The 16895-nt window shown below is 66.3% G+C and carries 22 protein-coding genes and 1 tRNA gene; 6 read left to right on the top strand and 17 right to left on the bottom strand.

Features of this window, described 5'->3' with window-relative positions:
• Window positions 1-63 precede the first annotated feature (63 nt).
• Entirely contained in the window at window positions 64-1446 is a 1383-nt protein-coding gene (locus V7672_RS04275) for an alkaline phosphatase PhoX (protein WP_335623456.1), read from the top strand.
• On the opposite strand, the gene V7672_RS04270 is transcribed toward V7672_RS04275, so the two are convergent.
• Entirely contained in the window at window positions 1415-2515 is a 1101-nt protein-coding gene (locus tag V7672_RS04270) for a COX15/CtaA family protein (protein ID WP_335623455.1), read from the bottom strand. The genes V7672_RS04275 and V7672_RS04270 overlap by 32 nt on opposite strands.
• Window positions 2516-2648: 133 nt before the next feature.
• Here V7672_RS04270 and V7672_RS04265 point away from each other — a divergent pair, with 133 nt between their 5' ends.
• The 4 genes from V7672_RS04265 (at window position 2649) to V7672_RS04250 (ending at window position 4178) form a co-directional block, all read left to right on the top strand.
• The gene (locus V7672_RS04265) at window positions 2649-2900 is read left to right on the top strand and encodes a transglycosylase (RefSeq protein ID WP_123286493.1); all 252 of its coding nucleotides are present in this window, start codon (window positions 2649-2651) and stop codon (window positions 2898-2900) included.
• A complete protein-coding gene (locus V7672_RS04260; RefSeq protein WP_335623454.1) occupies window positions 2900-3106 on the top strand; it encodes a DUF2842 domain-containing protein in 207 nt (68 codons plus the stop codon). Before V7672_RS04265 ends, V7672_RS04260 begins: the two co-directional genes overlap by 1 nt.
• 79 nt (window positions 3107-3185) lie before the next feature.
• The gene (locus V7672_RS04255; protein ID WP_335623453.1) at window positions 3186-3449 is read left to right on the top strand and encodes a DksA/TraR family C4-type zinc finger protein; all 264 of its coding nucleotides are present in this window, start codon (window positions 3186-3188) and stop codon (window positions 3447-3449) included.
• Window positions 3450-3629: 180 nt separating this feature from the next.
• The gene (locus V7672_RS04250; RefSeq protein WP_335623452.1) at window positions 3630-4178 is read left to right on the top strand and encodes a hypothetical protein; all 549 of its coding nucleotides are present in this window, start codon (window positions 3630-3632) and stop codon (window positions 4176-4178) included.
• A gap of 193 nt (window positions 4179-4371) precedes the next feature.
• Here the strand turns inward: V7672_RS04250 and V7672_RS04245 are convergent.
• From V7672_RS04245 to V7672_RS04215, 7 genes are all read right to left on the bottom strand, one after another.
• Window positions 4372-4448: transfer RNA gene (locus V7672_RS04245), tRNA-Pro, on the bottom strand.
• Between the two features lie 72 nt (window positions 4449-4520).
• Entirely contained in the window at window positions 4521-4949 is a 429-nt protein-coding gene (locus tag V7672_RS04240) for a MerR family transcriptional regulator (RefSeq protein ID WP_335623451.1), read from the bottom strand.
• A gap of 14 nt (window positions 4950-4963) precedes the next feature.
• On the bottom strand, window positions 4964-5266 hold the full coding sequence (locus V7672_RS04235; protein ID WP_335623450.1) for an integration host factor subunit alpha: 303 nt from the start codon (window positions 5264-5266) through the stop codon (window positions 4964-4966).
• 74 nt (window positions 5267-5340) lie between these two features.
• The gene (locus tag V7672_RS04230) at window positions 5341-6318 is read right to left on the bottom strand and encodes a beta-ketoacyl-ACP synthase III (protein ID WP_335623449.1); all 978 of its coding nucleotides are present in this window, start codon (window positions 6316-6318) and stop codon (window positions 5341-5343) included.
• A complete protein-coding gene (gene plsX, locus V7672_RS04225) occupies window positions 6315-7397 on the bottom strand; it encodes a phosphate acyltransferase PlsX (RefSeq protein ID WP_335623448.1) in 1083 nt (360 codons plus the stop codon). Before plsX ends, V7672_RS04230 begins: the two co-directional genes overlap by 4 nt.
• An 81-nt stretch (window positions 7398-7478) precedes the next feature.
• Window positions 7479-8003, bottom strand: coding sequence for a YceD family protein (locus tag V7672_RS04220; protein WP_335623447.1), 525 nt, complete (start codon window positions 8001-8003; stop codon window positions 7479-7481).
• Window positions 8000-8530 carry a ubiquinol-cytochrome C chaperone family protein gene (locus V7672_RS04215; protein ID WP_335623446.1) on the bottom strand — a complete coding sequence of 177 codons (531 nt, stop codon included), beginning with the start codon at window positions 8528-8530 and terminating at the stop codon, window positions 8000-8002. Before V7672_RS04215 ends, V7672_RS04220 begins: the two co-directional genes overlap by 4 nt.
• A gap of 88 nt (window positions 8531-8618) precedes the next feature.
• Here V7672_RS04215 and V7672_RS04210 point away from each other — a divergent pair, with 88 nt between their 5' ends.
• Window positions 8619-9095, top strand: a complete 477-nt coding sequence (locus V7672_RS04210; RefSeq protein ID WP_335623445.1) for an outer membrane protein assembly factor BamE — start codon at window positions 8619-8621, stop codon at window positions 9093-9095.
• A 195-nt stretch (window positions 9096-9290) separates the two neighbouring features.
• On the opposite strand, the gene V7672_RS04205 is transcribed toward V7672_RS04210, so the two are convergent.
• The 9 genes from V7672_RS04205 to nrdR all read right to left on the bottom strand — a co-directional run bounded on the left by V7672_RS04205 (window position 9291) and on the right by nrdR (window position 16892).
• A complete protein-coding gene (locus V7672_RS04205) occupies window positions 9291-11450 on the bottom strand; it encodes a sodium-translocating pyrophosphatase (RefSeq protein WP_335623444.1) in 2160 nt (719 codons plus the stop codon).
• Window positions 11451-11621: 171 nt separating this feature from the next.
• Window positions 11622-12047, bottom strand: coding sequence for a hypothetical protein (locus V7672_RS04200; protein WP_335623443.1), 426 nt, complete (start codon window positions 12045-12047; stop codon window positions 11622-11624).
• Window positions 12048-12088: 41 nt separating this feature from the next.
• Entirely contained in the window at window positions 12089-13078 is a 990-nt protein-coding gene (gene thiL / locus V7672_RS04195) for a thiamine-phosphate kinase (protein WP_335623442.1), read from the bottom strand.
• Entirely contained in the window at window positions 13078-13602 is a 525-nt protein-coding gene (nusB, locus tag V7672_RS04190) for a transcription antitermination factor NusB (protein WP_322260280.1), read from the bottom strand. Before nusB ends, thiL begins: the two co-directional genes overlap by 1 nt.
• Window positions 13599-14060 (bottom strand): 6,7-dimethyl-8-ribityllumazine synthase, encoded by a 462-nt coding sequence (ribH, locus tag V7672_RS04185; protein ID WP_335623441.1) that lies wholly within the window; start codon window positions 14058-14060, stop codon window positions 13599-13601. The genes nusB and ribH overlap by 4 nt, the downstream gene beginning before the upstream one ends.
• Window positions 14057-15190: a 3,4-dihydroxy-2-butanone-4-phosphate synthase gene (gene ribB, locus V7672_RS04180; protein ID WP_335623440.1), complete on the bottom strand. Its 1134-nt coding sequence runs from the start codon at window positions 15188-15190 to the stop codon at window positions 14057-14059. Before ribB ends, ribH begins: the two co-directional genes overlap by 4 nt.
• Window positions 15187-15777: a riboflavin synthase gene (locus V7672_RS04175; RefSeq protein WP_335623439.1), complete on the bottom strand. Its 591-nt coding sequence runs from the start codon at window positions 15775-15777 to the stop codon at window positions 15187-15189. Before V7672_RS04175 ends, ribB begins: the two co-directional genes overlap by 4 nt.
• Entirely contained in the window at window positions 15778-16410 is a 633-nt protein-coding gene (ribD, locus tag V7672_RS04170; RefSeq protein WP_335623438.1) for a bifunctional diaminohydroxyphosphoribosylaminopyrimidine deaminase/5-amino-6-(5-phosphoribosylamino)uracil reductase RibD, read from the bottom strand.
• Complete coding sequence (gene nrdR, locus V7672_RS04165) at window positions 16407-16892, bottom strand: transcriptional regulator NrdR (protein ID WP_123286476.1); 486 nt, start codon at window positions 16890-16892, stop codon at window positions 16407-16409. Before nrdR ends, ribD begins: the two co-directional genes overlap by 4 nt.
• Between the last annotated feature and the right edge of the window lie 3 nt (window positions 16893-16895).

Raw genomic sequence — 16895 nt, 5'->3', positions numbered from 1 at the left:
GTCATCGAACGGTGATGATCCGGGCATGTTGAGGCGGCATATACGGCGCGCAAGGAGCTCCCCATGTCCCTGATCCGCCGCCAGCTGCTGACCGCCGGTGCCGCCGGCCTGGCCTTTTCCGGCCTCGCCCGCGTCGCCCATGCGCAGTCCGCGGAGACCTATATCAACCAGGTCGAGGGCTATGGCCCGCTGAAGGCCGACCCCGGCGGGCTGCTGGATCTGCCGGAGGGGTTCACCTATCAGGTCATCTCCCAGAGCGGCGACACCATGGACGACGGGCTGTTCGTGCCCGGCCAGCCGGACGGCATGGGATGTTTCGACCTCGGTGGCGGACGCGTGGCGCTGGTCCGAAATCATGAACTGAAGGGCTCCAGCGCCCTGCACCGCAATCTCGGGCCCGGCGGCCTGCACCAGGAGCGCATCAACGGCGTGGACGCGTCGCGGGCCTATGACACCTACAAGGACGGGCGCCCCCTGCCCGGCGGCACCACGACGCTGGTGTACGATCTGGAGCGCCGCCAGACGGTCCGCGAACATCTGTCGCTGATCGGCACCTCGACCAACTGCTGCGGCGGCATCACGCCGTGGGGCAGCTGGCTGACCTGCGAGGAGAACGTCGAACTCCCCGAAACGGATGACGTCACGAAGCCGCACGGCTTTGTCTTCGAGGTCCCGGCCACGGCCGAGGGGCTGGTCGAGCCCGTGCCGCTCAAGGCCATGGGCCGGTTCGACCACGAGGCGGTCTGCATCGATCCCCGGACGGGCATTGTCTATCTCACCGAGGATATGAACGACGGCCTGTTCTACCGCTTCATCCCCAACGTCCCGGACAGGTTGGCCCAGGGCGGCAAGCTGCAGGCCATGGCCATCCGCGGCCAGGCCGGCGCCGACACCCGCAATCAGGACGACCGGACATGGAACGTCGGCGACTGGCTGGAGGTCGACTGGATCGACCTTGAGGACGTCGAGTCGCCCAGGGACGATCTGCGCCAGCGCGGACATGCGGCGGGCGCGGCCCTGGTCGCCCGGGGCGAAGGCCTGTGGTGGGGCACAGATGAGCTTTACATGACCGCGACCTCGGGCGGGCCGATCCGCCGCGGTCAGGTCATGCGTCTGCAGCCGAACGTCGACGGCGGGCCCGACCGGATTCAGCTGTTCGTCGAGAGCACCGATGAGAAGATGGTCAATATGGCCGACAATCTGACCATCGCGCCGTGGGGCGACCTGATCCTGTGCGAGGACAATTATTCCAGCCAGATCCGCAATCACATCAAGGGCGTGACCCCGGACGGCAAGCTCTACACGATCGCCCGCAACGTCTTCACCGGAAACTCGGAGTTCGCCGGCGCCTGCTTCTCGCCGGACGGCCAGGTGCTGTTCGTCAACATCATGTACCCGGGCATGACGCTGGCGATCAGAGGCCCATGGACCTCGGTCCGGCGATAAACCGCCGGGGCCGCGACCGCATCACCAGCCACAGATTGACCGTCGTGGCCGCCACCACCACGGCGGCCCCGGCCTGGTGCAGCACGCCCAGCCATACCGGCACGGCCTGCATCAGGGTGGCGATGCCCAGCCCGGCCTGCATCATGACGGCCGCCAGCACGACATAGGCCGAGGCCCCCGCCCCCTCCGCCAGTCGCCAGCGCCAGGCCTGCACCGCATAGACGACCACGGCCAGCATCAGGGCATAGGCGGTCATCCGGTGATTGAACTGGGTCAGGGCCTGATCGTGCAGGAAGGCCAGCGCCCCCTGCCCCCAGTCGACCGGCGCCAGAAAGGCCCCGTTCATCAGCGGCCAGTCGGTATAGAGCAGTCCCGCCTTGCCCCCGGCGACCAGGGCCCCCAGCAGGCACTGCACGAACACCAGAGCCAGCAGCAGGCTGGCGCCGACGGTCCAGCCGGACGGCGACTCGGACCGCTCGGGCCCGTTCAGCGCCTCCAGCCCGGTCCAGATCAGGGCCGAGAAGATCAGCAGGGCAAGGCCGAGGTGAAAGGCTAGCCGCTCGGGCGCCACATCCACCCGCGCCTCAAGCCCGGACGACACCATCCACCAGCCGACGGCGCCCTGCATCCCGCCCAGCACCAGCAGGATTAGGCACCGCCACACCAGCCGGTCCGGCAGGGCGGGCAGGCCCAGACGCTTCAGTCCGGTGATATGGCGGGCCGCAAGGAACACCAGGAACGGCAGGGCAAAGGCCAGACCAATCAGCCGGCCCAACTGGCGGTGGATCCATTCCCACCAGAAGATGCCCTGGAATTCCGACAGGCTCATGCCCGCATTGACCAGCTGGTACTGGGGAATGGCCTTGTATTTGTCGAAGGCCTCCTGCCAGTCGGCCGCGTTCATCGGCGGGATGGCGCCCATCAGGGGCTTCCATTCCGTAATCGACAGGCCCGAGCCGGTCAGGCGGGTAATGCCGCCCACCACCACCATGGCGAACACCAATGCCGCCACCAGAAACAGCCACACGGCCACGGAAACGCTACGCTCGGGCTGACCAAATCGGTTCATTCAAAGCTCGCCACGGGTACACTACAGTGAAAGGCCGATGGACCCGACCTCGATACAGGCGATATGCCTGTCGATGACGGCAAGATCGAGTCGCTTCTGACGGTCATGCCGTCACACAGGATCGGAGACGGATATGGGCAATCTGGACATCGCGGTGGCCGTCATCCTGACAGCGGCCCTCGCCTTCGGGTTTGATGCCGTCACCGGACGGCGGGGCCTGGCCGCGCCGCTGCTGGTGGCCTTCACGGGGGCCCTGTGCGGCGGCTTCCTGGCCGTGCGGGTCTTTGGCGTGGCGACCATGGATCAGTGGCCGTGGGTCATCTGGTCGGTTGTCGGCGCGGCGCTGGCGCTGGGGGCCCACTTCCTGTTCCGGAATACCCGCTGATGCCGGTGCGCGTGCGGCGTCTGGTGGCCATGATCGGCATCATCGCCTTTCTGGCCTTCTACATCTGGGCCGTGCTGGCCATCCACGCCCTCTTGCCGCGCTCCTTCTGGACCGACCTGATCTTCTATCCGATCGCGGGCGTCGCCTGGGGCATCCCCCTGTTCCCCCTGCTGAAATGGGCCGAGCAGGAGCCGCCACCCCGCTGACCCGCGTTCTTCGGGAACTTTAAAATTCCTGCCGGCTTTCCATATCCATACGGAACGAACCGGATGGAGTGACGACACGATGGCAGGCGGCTGGACACGCGACGGCGCGGTTCTTGACCAGATCGAGGATACGGTCGGCGATGGCGTGTCGTCGGCCCGCGCCCGCCTGCCCAGTGGTCCCGGCACGGAAGAGTGCGTCGAATGCGGCGAGGTCATCCCCGAGCGCCGCCGCTTGGCCCTGCCCGGCGTCACCACCTGCGTCCAGTGCCAGTCCGGCCGCGACGCCACCATCCGCCACTCCGCCATAAACCGCCGCGGCAGCAAGGACAGCCAGCTGCGGTAGGCAGCCCGATGAACATGGACCCGCTGGAAAGTCCGGAATGCCGCCAGTTACCAGCCAACGGACCCCCGGGAGGTCTGGGACCGGGGACAGCGGACACCATCTCGTGCCGCCGATCCTGATGCGTTGTAAATCGATCCAAGCTAGGCTGCGATGAACCGAAGCGGGATGACGAAGGTCGGGATGACAAAGATCGGGGTCGCGACCTTGCTAGGGATGGCACTCTCAGCAGGGGCCTGCTCGAATATCGAAGAGGCGCCTGAGCGATCTCCACCGCCGGACTCCATCGGAGAATTCATACCTTCATCGCGAGTGCAGTTTGACGGAGCGCTTCTTGAAGTCGGTCCCGGTGGTCGCCTGGGTCTGATCGATATCCAAGTCTCCGCTACCCAGCCTGATAAAATATTTGCCGAGACTATCCTTATTCAAAGACACCCGGCAGGCAGTCCTTTTGATGCCACGTCGCAAGTGATCGAAATTGAATGCGACAGGCATCGCCACCGGATAGTCGCCAACCTCAGCTATAATCGAGCCGGCACCCTTCTAAGTGCCATGCCGGTCGATGCTCCCTTCAGCGACTTTGCTGTTTACCAGAGGGTTTATGACGCCCTCTGTGATGGGAGCTACGCACGGGCGCACGTCACGAGATTTACCAGCATCGCAGGGTTTCTGGATCTTTTCGAAACAGCGGACGGTACCGCCAGTCCTGAAGTCGTCCTCCGGGGAAAGTAGGACGAGAGACTGATATGCGGCTGGCCTGGGTCATGGTCGCAAGGGGTCGAAATCGCTCATCGACGCCGTGCCAGATTGCGGACCCTGGAGCAGCCAATGCAGACGCCTGCAACAACGCCCCCGTCAACCGCCCCAATTGCAGAGGGGCCGCCCGAGAGCGACCCCTTCAACCAACCGTCTCCATTGCGGAAGATGGTCGGAGCGACAGGATTCGAACCTGCGACCCCTTGACCCCCAGTCAAGTGCGCTACCAGGCTGCGCCACGCTCCGAAGGCGCTCCCTATAGACGGGGAGCCGTTGCGTCGTAAACCCAAATCGGGGCTGGACCGCACAATAAAGCTGTCAGCGGCTGAGGGCGGCTTCCAGTCGGCTTTGCGCGGCCTCGATGTCGCGCAGCACCTCGGCCAGGCGCTGGCGCTGGTCGGGTGACAGGCCGGTCTCTGCCGGCGGGGCTGCGGGGCCTACCGGCATCTCCGCGAGCGGGGCCTCGGGCCCGGTCCCGATCGGTTCCTTGCCCAGAATGCGCTTGATGCCCTGGGCCTTGTGCAGGCGGGCGACGCCCTTGAGGGTCAGGCCCTCTTCATGCAGCAGGCGCCGTACGCCCTTCAGGATGTCGATGTCCTCGGGGCGGTAGAAGCGACGCCCGCCGGCACGCTTGACCGGCGCCACAAAGGCGAACTTCGTCTCCCAGAAGCGCAGCACATGCTGGGGGACGCCCACCTCGGTGGCGGCTTCGGAAATACTGCGAAAGGCTTCGGGGCTTTTGGCCACGCGCGGCCCTCCGTTCAGCCAGCAGCGCCGTGGACGCGGCTTTTCATGATCTGCGAGGCGCGGAAGCTGATGACCCGGCGCGGGTTGATGGCGGCGGGCACGCCGGTCTTGGGATTGCGGCCCATGCGGGCCCGCTTCTCGCGGACCTGAAACACACCGAATCCGGACAGTTTCACGGTCTCGCCGCGTTCCAGCGATTCGACGATCAGGCCCAGCGTCCGCTCGACCAGCGTCGCGCATTCGTTGCGCGACAGACCCAGCGCCTCATGCACGGCATCGCACAGGTCAGCCCGCGTCAGTGTCTGGTGTTCGTCCAAGCGTCCCTCCCTTCCGAAGTTTCAGTCCCCAATAAAGGCTGAAAGACGTTGAAATGGAAAGGCGTAAATTCGTTTTACAGGCGAAGTGCGCAGGCGCCCCAGGTCAGACCGCCGCCCATGGCCTCCAGCAGAACCAGATCGCCGCGCTTGATGCGCCCGTCACGGATGGCCGAATCGAGGGCCAGCGGGATCGAGGCGGCCGAGGTATTGGCATGCATGGCGACGGTCGAGACGACCTTGTTCTCGTCCAGACCCAGACGGTCGCCGACGCCCTTGATGATGCGTTGATTGGCCTGGTGGGGCACGAACCAGTCGACATCGGCGATCTCGATCCCGGCCGCCTTGGCCGCAGCGGTGATGGCCTCGGCGATGTTGACGACCGCGTGGCGGAAGACCTGATTGCCCAGCATGCGGAGATGACCAACCTGACCGGTCGTGGCCGGGCCCCCGTCGACGTAAAGCAGGTCGGCCTTGGTGCCGTCGCAACGCAGGGCCGAGCCCAGAATGCCGCGGTCCGCCGATGTCCCCTGCCCCTCGACCGGTTCCAGCACGACCGCACCGGCGCCATCGCCGAACAGGACGCATGTGGTGCGGTCTTCCCAGTCCATCAGCCGGGTCATTTCCTCGGCGCCGATGACGAGCGCGCATTTCGAGGTGCCGCGCGCGACAAAGCCGTCGGCCACGCTCAGCGCATAGACAAAGCCCGAGCAGACCGCCTGGATATCGAACGCCACACAGACCGGCACGCCCAGCTTGCGCTGCACGATCGCGGCCGTGGCGGGGAAGGTCATGTCCGGCGTGGTGGTCGCGACAATGATCAGATCGACGTCAGCGGGGGACTTTCCGGCCTCGGCCAGGGCCTTGCGCGCCGCCTCGACCGCCAGATCGCTGGTCGGCTGGTCCGGTGCTGCCTGATGGCGTTGGCGGATGCCGGTGCGCTCGATGATCCATTCGTCGGACGTATCGACGAATTTGGCCAGATCGGCATTGGTCACGACCTTTTCCGGCAGGTAGGCACCGACGCCGGTCACGGCGCTACGAACTACAGTCACTGAACAGCCTCCACACCGGTCCCGGATGCCGATCCGGCATCGTCCTCCTCGAGGACGGTGGTCATGCGCTTCAGATTGGCGCTGACCTTGGTCATATAATCACTGCGGGCCAGGTCGCCAGCCACGCGGATGGCATTGCCAAAGCCATAGGCGCTGGCCCCGCCGTGGCTTTTGACCACGATCCCGTTCAGGCCCAGCAGGGGTCCGCCGTTGATGGCGTTGGGGTCGATCCGGTTGCGCATCCTCTTCAGCGCCGGCAGGGCCATCATGGCCCCCAGCCGCGACGGCAGGCCGGACATCAGCGCGTCCTTCAGCAGGGCCGAGATGAAGCGCGCCGTGCCCTCGGCCGTCTTCAGCGCGACATTGCCGGTAAAGCCGTCGGTGACGATCACATCGACCGTGCCCTTGGCGATGTCATCGCCCTCGACAAAGCCGTGATAGTCCAGATCGAACGCCCCGCTGCGCAGCAGCCGGTGGGCCTCGCGCACCTGTTCGTGGCCCTTCATGTCTTCCGAGCCGACATTCAGCAGGCCGATGGTCGGGCGTTTCGTGCCGTGGACTGCCGTCTGGAAGGCCTCGCCCATGATGGCGAACTCGATCAACTGGGCCGCATCACAGTCGATGTTGGCGCCCACATCCAGCACGGCGGTGATGCCGCGCAGGGTCGGCCAGCTGGCGACGATGGCGGGTCGTTCCAGCCCCGGCGCGGCCATGCGCAGCTGCAGCTTGGAAATGGCCATCAGGGCGCCGGTGTTACCGGCCGAGACGATGGCGGCGGCCTCGCCGGACTTCACCGATTCGATGGCGTTCCACAGGCTGGAGCCCTTGCCCCGCCGCAGGGCCTGGGCGGGCTTTTCGTCCATGGCCACCACCTTGTCGGTGTGGCGTATATCGATGCGGTCGGCGGGCAGCCGGTGGGCGCGAACCTGGGCCTCGATGGCCTCGGCATCGCCGTGAACCACGAACCGCAGGTCCGAACCGGGATGGGCCTTTAGATAGTCAGCAACTCCGCCCACAACCACGGACGGGCCGTGGTCGCCGCCCATGGCGTCCAGCGAGATGACGAGCGTCTTCGACAAGCAGAAAAACTCCTGGGGGCCGGTGGGCCTCGGGGGGCGGACGATAGCGCCCGGCCCGGCGGATGCAACCGTCCTGCGGACTCAGTCGTCCGTATCTGCGCGCGGTTTTACATGGCCCTTCAGCACGGCAAAGGGCGAAATCTCGGCCGTCTCTTCCGGGGCCTCGAACACAGCACCGGGTTTGCGGGGAAACGGGTTGAGCGCCAGCGACAGGTGCTCCAGCACATGCCGGCTGACGTCGATACGTCCATCGGTCACCAGATCGGGCGCATCCTCCTCCAGACTGACCTCGACCTCGGTGCTGTCGGCGTCCTCATCGGCCTCGACCAGATCCAGGCCGAAGGTCTCGTCGATCTGTTCCTCGACCGGCTCCAGCGTCAGGCCACAGGCCTGAATGGCCTGGGCCGTCAGCCGGCCCGACAGATGCCAGCCGACACGCGCCGGAACCAGCGTCAGTTCGGCCTCGAACTGCGGAAGGTCCAGAATCTTCAGCCATTTGGCGATGGCGCGGCGGGTCTCGGCGTCAGGCGCCAGGCTGAAGGTGCGCTTCTCGCCGATCTGGTTGATGCGGACGGCCTCGAGCAGGACGGGCGGCTGGGCACTCATGCGGACACTCCGGCCCAATCGGGGGCATTCAGACAGGATACGACAGGCTGGGCCGCCAGACGCGCGCGGCATTCCAGGGCATAGGCGGCCAGCCAGGGCGCATGGTCCGCGCCGGCGCCCGCATAGACATTGCGGTCCAGCGCCTCGGCCAGACCGGCGGCATCGCCCCCGCGCAGCGGCGTCTCATAGGCCTGCATGCGGCCATACAGGGCCTCGCCCAGCTTGCGCATCTTCTTGGACACCGCGACGTCACCGACGCCCAGCTCGCGCAGGGCATTGTCCAGCGCCGAGACATAGGTGTCGAACAGGTCCTGGGCCGCATCCCGGGCCTCGGGCGTGTCCTCGTCGCGCAGCCGCAGCACCAGCAACAGCACGTGCAGCGTGTAGAGTTCGAATCGCGCATCGATCCGATCCTCGACCCCATGATCCACATAGAATTCACGCGCGCGGGCTTGGGAGACCGCCAGACCATAGGCGTCGCGGCCCGGCGTGGCCTTTTCCCTGAGCCCGAGAAGATTTTTCAGCATGATCAGACGGCCCCTTTTCCGCCGCGACGTTGAACTAGGACGCAGCAGGGTCTAGGTCAAAGACCTTGTATTGTCGCAGGCGCTGTCCATGAACCGTTCCAAGTCCCTCGTCGCCGCTCTCCTCCTGTCTGCCGGGCTTGTCGCCTGTGCCCCGGTTGTGGGTGTGCATGGCTTTCAGGCCGTAGACGTCAAGCCTGCCGACATCGCCGTCGGCACCGACACCAAGGAAACCGTGCTGGCCCAGCTGGGCTCGCCGTCGGCCACCTCGGTCTTCGAGGACGACAGCGTCTGGTACTACATCAGCCAGACGACGCGGAAATACACCTTCAACCGGGCCTTCGTGGCCCAGCGCAATGTGACCGAGATCACCTTTGACGATGCCGGCAATGTCGCGGGCGTGCGCACCCTGGGCCTCGAAGACGGTCAGGAAGTCGCCATGAACCGCAACGAGACCCCAACCCGCGGTCGCGAACTGACCATCATCGAACAGCTGCTCGGCAACGTCGGCCGCGGCCAGCTGCCCCGCACCGAAGACAACGTCCCCGGCCAGCGCCGCCCGGACTAACGCCTCACCATTACGATGTGAGAAGGCCCCGGAGAGCAATCTCCGGGGCCTTTTCCTTTGTCTCCTCCCTGTCGCGCAGCGATGGGGAGGTGGCTCGAAGCGTAGCGAAGAGACGGAGGGGTTCTTGCCAGCCGCAGAACCCCTCCACCGCTTCGCGGTCCCCCTCCCCATGGGCATGGGGAGGAGACGCGACGGCTAGCCGATATTCCCGCTGGCCAGCACCGCCAGCAGCAGCAGGGCCACGATGTTCGTAATCTTGATCATCGGGTTCACCGCCGGGCCGGACGTGTCCTTGTAGGGATCGCCGACCGTATCGCCGGTCACCGCAGCCTTGTGGGCCTCGGAGCCCTTGCCGTGGAGCACGCCGTTCGAGTCGGTAAAGCCCTCCTCGATGACCTTCTTGGCGTTGTCCCAGGCGCCGCCACCCGACGTCATCGAGATGGCGACGAACAGGCCGGTGACGATCACCCCCATCAGCATGGCGCCGAGGGCGGCAAAGGCGGTGGCCTTGTCCGAAATCGCCAGGATGCCGACGAACAGGACGATCGGCGACAGCACCGGCAGCAGCGACGGCACGATCATCTCCTTGATGGCCGCCCTGGTCAGGATGTCGACCGCACGGCCATACTCGGGCTTGGTCTCATAGGTCATGATGCCCGGGTTCTCGCGGAACTGACGGCGCACCTCGGCCACGACCGACTCGGCCGCGCGGCCCACCGCCATCATCGACATGCCGCCGAACAGGAAGGGCAGCAGCCCCCCGAACAGCAGACCGACGACCACATAGGGGTTGGTCAGGCCAAAGTTGATCTCACCCATCCCGGCAAAGAACGGATACAGCTCCGGATTGGCCGAGAAGTAGTCGAGGTCAGAGGTGTAGGCGGCAAACAGCACCAGCGCGCCAAGGCCCGCCGAACCGATGGCATAGCCCTTGGTCACAGCCTTGGTGGTGTTGCCCACGGCGTCCAGCGCGTCGGTCGAATGACGCACCTCGGCCGGAAGGCCCGCCATCTCGGCAATGCCGCCGGCGTTGTCGGTGACCGGACCAAAGGCGTCCAGCGCCACGATCATGCCCGCCACACCCAGCATGGTGGTGGTGGCAATGGCGATGCCGAACAGACCGGCCAGCTGATAGCTGGTGACGATGCCGACGATGATCGTCAGCGCCGGCAGGGCCGTGGATTCCAGCGAAACTGCCAGACCCTGGATGACATTGGTGCCGTGGCCCGAAACCGAGGCATTGGCCACCGACCGCACGGGGCGGAAGTTCGACCCCGTATAGTATTCGGTGATCACCACGATCGCGGCCGTAACCGCCAGACCGACCAGACCGGCCCAGAACAGGTTCATCGGCTCGATGATCCGCTCACCCGCCTGACCGCCGAGGGCCGTCACCGGTCCGCCGACCATCTGGTCGACCACGAACCACAGCGCCGCCACCGACAGCACGCCGGTCACGATCAGTCCCTGATACAGGGCGCCCATGATGTTGTTGGACTTGCCCAGACGGACGAAGAAGCTGCCGATGATCGAGGTCACGATACAGACGCCGCAGATCGCCAGCGGCAGCAGCATCATCACATCGACATAGGGCTGGTCGCGGAAGAAGATCGCCGCCAGCACCATGGTGGCGACCGTGGTCACCGCATAGGTCTCGAACAGGTCGGCGGCCATGCCGGCGCAGTCACCGACGTTGTCGCCCACATTGTCGGCGATGGTCGCGGCATTGCGGGGATCGTCCTCGGGGATGCCCGCCTCGACCTTGCCGACCATGTCGCCGCCGACGTCCGCACCCTTGGTGAAGATGCCGCCGCCCAGACGGGCAAAGATCGAGATCAGCGAGGCGCCGAAGCCCAGCGCCACCAGTCCGTCGATCACCTCGCGGCCGGTACGCTCCAGACCCATCATCTCGGTCATGACCGCATAATAGCCCGCGACCCCGATCAGGGCGCCGCCCGCCACGAACAGGCCGGTAATGGCGCCCGACCGGAAGGCCAGGTCCAGGCCCTTCGACAGGCTCTCCGACGCGGCCTGGGCCGTGCGTACGTTGGCCCGTACCGAGATCAGCATCCCGGCATAGCCGGCCGCGCCCGACAGCACGGCCCCGATGACGAAGCCGATGGCGGCCCATTCGCCGATCAGGAAATAGGCGGCGATCAGGATCACGATCCCGACCATGCCGATGGTGGTGTACTGGCGCTTCAGATAGGCCGAGGCCCCTTCCTGGATCGCAGCGGCGATCTCGCGCATCTTGTCATTGCCGGTTGAGGCCTTCATCAGCGCGGCGGTCTGGACGAGTCCGTAAAGGATCCCCAGCCCGCCTGCGGCGATGACCAGCCACAGATAGTTTGTCATGGCGTTTCCGTACCCTGTTCATGCAAGGCGCCCGGACCCTTGGCGCGGCGGGCTTTTCGCCTCTGTCCGCCTTCCGGTCCCCCCGTGCGCGATGGACGCGACAATGCGTCCTTCGGGATTGCGGCGGAAACGTGCCAAATGCCCGGGCGAAGCGCAACAGGAGAACGCTGATCAGCCGGTGGGGATACCTGTGCGGCGACGCGGTGCCTGATTCAGCACCTCGACCCGGCTGACCTTGCCCTGTCCGGCGATCCGCGCCGCCGAAGCCATCAGGCTGCGCGACAACGCCGTCGCATCCAGCCGGGACCAGTCATCCGCCACGGTAAACGGCGTCCGGTGGGCCGCCTTTACCAGGGCATCGCGAAAATGCGCATCCTTGGCCCGCACGGTCTCCATCGTGGCCGATGCCGACAGGTGAAGCCGCAGGCTGACGAACACATAGTTGCGAATGCGCCCGCCCGCGATGACCGGCAGGCCCACGCCCTGCAGATTGACGACGGCGGCGGCGGGCTTGTCGTCGCCCCCGGCCAGCGCCGGTCCGGCGGCGCTCATGCCGAGGCCGGCGCCCATCAGGGAAAGAAGATGTCTGCGATCCATAACCCTGCCTAACCGGCCGAGGTTAGAATTCCGTTGCCGCGCTAGCGATGAACCCAGCCGGCCTGCTCGACCGGCACGGGCTCGCCCAGATAGCGGGCGCGGACGCCCTCTCCCGCCCTCACCTCACCGATGCGGGTCAGGCGCAGATGCAGTCGCTCGGCCTCGCGCCGCAGGGCCGATTCGTGGCCGGGCCTGGTGGTAAAGGCAATCTCATAGTCGTCGCCGCCGGTCGCCAGCTGCGACAGGGCCTGGACCGCATCGGCCCGCCCGTCGAACCAGGCCTGGGCCGCCAGCGACAGCGGCAGGCTTTCCAGGTGCAGGTCCAGCCCCACTCCGCTGGCGCCCGCCAGATGTCCGAGGTCGGCGATCAGTCCGTCCGACACATCGAGCGCCGCACTGGCGTGCTCAAGGATCGCGTGGGCGAAGACCGTGCGCGGCATGGGGCGACGATAGTGTTCGACGAGGGCGCTCAGACGCTCCGGCTCCAGCGTCAGCAACTCGCGCGCCGCCCGCAGCCCCAGCCAGCCGTCGCCGACCGTGCCCGTGACAAACACCAGATCCCCGGGCTGGGCCCCCGCGCGGCCGACGATCCGGCCCTTTGCCGCCCAGCCCATCAGGGTGATCGAAAACGAGGCCGGTCCGGGCGTCGACACCGTATCGCCGCCCAGCAGGGCCACGCCGAACTCCGCCTGATCCCGGGCCAGGCCCTCGACAAAGGCCTTGCGTTCCGGCCAGCCGCAGCGCTCCGACCAGTGGCAGGCCAGCAGATAGCCAAACGGCTCGGCGCCCTTGGCGGCCAGATCCGACAGGTTCACCCGCAACAGCTTCTGCGCCACCGTATCCAGCGGGTCAGTGGGGAGGAAATGCACACCCTCGACCAGGGCATCCTTGGTCAAGACCAAATCGTGGCCCTTGCGAAAGGGGATCAGGGCGACGTCATCGGTCAGTCCCCGCCCCCATTCGGGGTGGGCCAGTGGCGCAAGCAGTCGTCGGATGGTCTCGAACTCGTCGGCGACGTCGACCGCCGGCATCAGGACCGCGTGTCGCGCGCCACCCCGTCCAGGGCGGCATTGACGAACTTGGCCTCGGCATCGTCGAAGAAGGCCTTGGCCAGCTCGACATATTCATCGATGACGATTTCCAGCGCGACCTCGGGCTTGCGCATCAACTCCCACGCCCCGGAGCGCAGCAGGGCGCGCAGGGTGGCGTCCAGCCGTTCGATCTTCCAGTTCGAGGCCAGTCGCGCGCGAATGGCGGCATCCACGGCCTTCTGTTCGGTCACCACGCCGCGCACCACATCGGCGAACCAGGCCTCATCGGCCTCGGCCAGCATCTGGCCCTCGATGTCCCCGTCGAAACGGTGGCGCGAGAACTCCTCGATGACGGTATCGACGCCCTCTCCGGCCAGCTCCATCTGATAGAGGGCCTGAACGGCAGCAAGACGCGCGACCGTGCGCGCCCGGCGCTGGCGCGAGGTCAGGGTCGGTCCATCGCCGGAGCCCTGGGCGCCGTCGAGGAGGTCGAGGATGGATTTGAGGCTGGTTGGTTCGGTCACCCGTGCAGTCCTACGCGCAACCGCTTCTTCAGGGCAATCATCTCCAGACACGCACGGGCGGCGCCGCCCCCCTTGTCGCCCTCGCTGCGGCGGGCCCGGGACCAGGCCTGATCCTCGTCCTCGGTCGTCAATATGCCATTGCCGATCGACAGCCCCTTGATGCTCAGGTTCATCAGACCGGCCGCCGACTGATCCGAGACGATCTCGAAATGATAGGTTTCGCCCCGGATCACACAGCCCAGCGCCACATAGCCGTCATAGCGCGGCGCGGTCGGATAGCGCCCGGCCTCTTCGGCGGCCGCGATGGCACCGGGCACCTCAAGCGCACCGGGCACGGTCACGACGTCGAACTCGGCGCCTTGCGCCTTCAGGGCATCGCTCGCGCCCTCCAGCAGGGCATCGGCCAGCTCATCGTAGAAGCGCGCCTCGACGACCAGAATACGATAGGGATCCTTCACGCCACCGGTTCTCCATCCATGTCACGCCAGCCGACAATGCGCAGGCCATAGCCCTCCAGCGCCGTCGGATTGGGGCGGGTCGAGCTCATCACAATCATGTCGCGCACCCCCAGGTCCTTCAGGATCTGGGCACCCACGCCATAGTTCCGGATCGACCGGTCAACGGCCTGGGGCCGGGGGGCACCCATCAGCCGCTCGGCCAGACCATGCAGCTCCGGATCGCGCAGGAAGACGACAACGCCGGCCCCGCCATGGTCGCTGATGGTCTTCATCGCCTTGGGCACATAGTCCTGACGGCCCTCGACATGGCCCAGCAGATCGGCGGCGAAATCCACCTGATGCATGCGCACCAATGTCGGCTTCGACGGATCGACCTTGCCGCTGACCAGGGCGACGTGTTCCACGCCCTCGATCGTGTTGCGATACAGGACCATGCGGAACGGCCCGCCGTGGATGCTGTCCAGGTCGGTGTCCAGCACCCGCTCTACAAAGGTCTCGGTGCGACGGCGATAGGCGATCAGGTCGGCAATCGTGCCGATCTTGATGCCGTGCAGTTGGGAAAAGGCCACCAGATCCGGCATGCGGGCCATGGTGCCGTCGTCGTTCATGATCTCGCAGATCACCCCGGCGGGCGTCAGGCCGGCCATGCGGCTGATGTCGACTGCGGCCTCCGTATGCCCCGTGCGGACCAGAACGCCGCCGTCGCGCGCCACCAGCGGAAACACGTGGCCCGGCGACACCAGATCCTCGGCGCCCCGGTTCGGATCGACCGCGATCTGCACCGTGCGCGCGCGATCGGCGGCCGAAATGCCCGTCGTGACCCCCTCCTTCGCCTCGATCGAGACGGTGAAGGCCGTGCCCATGCTCTCGCGGTTCTCGGCGGCCATGGGCGGCAGGCGAAGCTGCCGCGCCCGGTCGGCGGTGATCGCCAGACAGATCAGGCCCCGCGCGTGCTTGGCCATGAAGTTGATCTGGTCGGGCGTGGCGAACTGGGCCGGGATGATGACATCACCCTCGTTCTCACGGTCCTCGGCGTCCACAAGGATATAGGGCCGCCCGTTGCGGGCGTCCTCGATGATGTCCTCGATGGGGCTGATCGGGGTGTCGGTCTGGTGGGCGGTTTGCATCATTGCGTCTCCTGCCATCTGGCAAGGTAACGCGCCAGCATGTCGATCTCCAGATTGACGGAATTTCCGACCTGAAGCCCGCCCAGCGTCGTGTGCTCCCAGGTGTGGGGGATGATGTTCAGGCCAAAGGTCCGGCCCTCGACCGCATTGACCGTCAGCGACACCCCGTCGACCGTGATCGACCCCTTGGCCGCGATATAGCGATGCAGGGGTGCCGGCGCCTCTATCTCCATCCGGTGTGAGCCGCCCTCGGGGGTGATCGACACGACCGTGCCCAGCCCGTCGACATGGCCCGAAACGATGTGGCCGCCCAGTTCATCGCCCAGCTTGGCGGCCCGCTCCAGATTGACGCGTGTGCCCTCGGCCCAGTCGCCCAGCGTCGTCTTCGACAGGGTCTCGCCCGACACCTCGACCGCGAACCAGCCGGGGCCCGTCTCGGTCACCGTCAGACAGCAGCCTGCGTGGCTGATCGAGGCGCCCAGATCGATCGTGGGCGTGTCGAAGGCCGTCTCGATCTCATAGCGGTGATCGCGCGGGGTGGCCTGGATGCGGCGCACCCGACCCACATCTGTGACGATGCCCGTGAACATTCAGATCCTTTCAAGCCGCTCCCACAGATCGTCACCGACGACCTGGATGGCCTTGAGCCGAAACTTGGGGGCATCCGCCAGCTTTGCAAGCGACAGGGCCGCGACACAGGGCCGTCCCTCGCTGCCCAGCAGGATCGGCGCGCGAAACCATTCCATCTGATCGACTAGGTTTTCCCGCAGGAATCCGGCCGCGACCTCTCCCCCGCCCTCAATCAGGACCGAGCGAACGCCGCGCGCATAGAGGACATCGAGGACGGCGTGCAGGTTCGCGCGACCGTCGGCATCGACAACCTCTACGACCTCGGCTTTGCCGATCGGGCGCGCCGAAGCCGTCGTGAAGATCAGGCTGTTGCCCGATGCGACCTGTGCGGTTTCCGGGGTTCGCAGCCGGCTGTCCAGCACCACGCGCAGCGGCTGGGGGCCGCTGTGGTCAGGCAGCCGGACCGTCAGCGCCGGGTCGTCCGCCAGCACCGTGCCGATACCCACCATAATGGCGTCATGACGGGCTCTCAGCCCGTGCCCTTCACGCCGCGCCGCCTCGCCAGTGATCCATTGAGACTCGCCCGACGCCATGGCGATACGGCCATCCAGCGAGGTGGCCAGCTTCAGCGTCACGGTCGGACGGCCGGTCATTCCGGCGCGCCGTCGCCACCCGGCTTGTCGTCATTATAGCCCTCGTCGCCGAGGAAGCGGGCGAAGTCGCCCGTATGCCGGAAGTCTTTGTAAACAGAGGCATAGCGGACATAGGCCACCTCATCGAGGCCCTTCAGCGCCTTCATGATGAAGTCTCCGACCACGCTGGACGGGATCTCCGTCTCGCCGAGGCTCTCCAGCTGGCGCACGATGCGGCTGACCATCTGTTCGATCTGATCGGGCTGGACCGGCCGTTTACGCAGGGCGATCCCCAGCGACCGTTCCAGCTTGTCGCGGTCGAACGGCGTGCGCCGCCCGTTCCGCTTCAGGATCACCAGCTCCCGCAACTGCACCCGCTCGAAGGTGGTGAACCGGCCGCTGCACTGCGGGCACGACCGGCGCCTGCGGATGGCGGCCCCGTCATCGGACGGCCGGCTGTCCTTCACCTGGGTATCCGCATGACCGCAGAAGGGACATTTCATCAG

It is taken from the genome of Brevundimonas sp., from assembly GCF_036963785.1.
Classification (GTDB): Bacteria; Pseudomonadota; Alphaproteobacteria; order Caulobacterales; family Caulobacteraceae; genus Brevundimonas.
The sequence above is the reverse complement of the archived record's forward strand: the minus strand, read 5'-3'. Positions and strand labels throughout refer to the sequence as shown.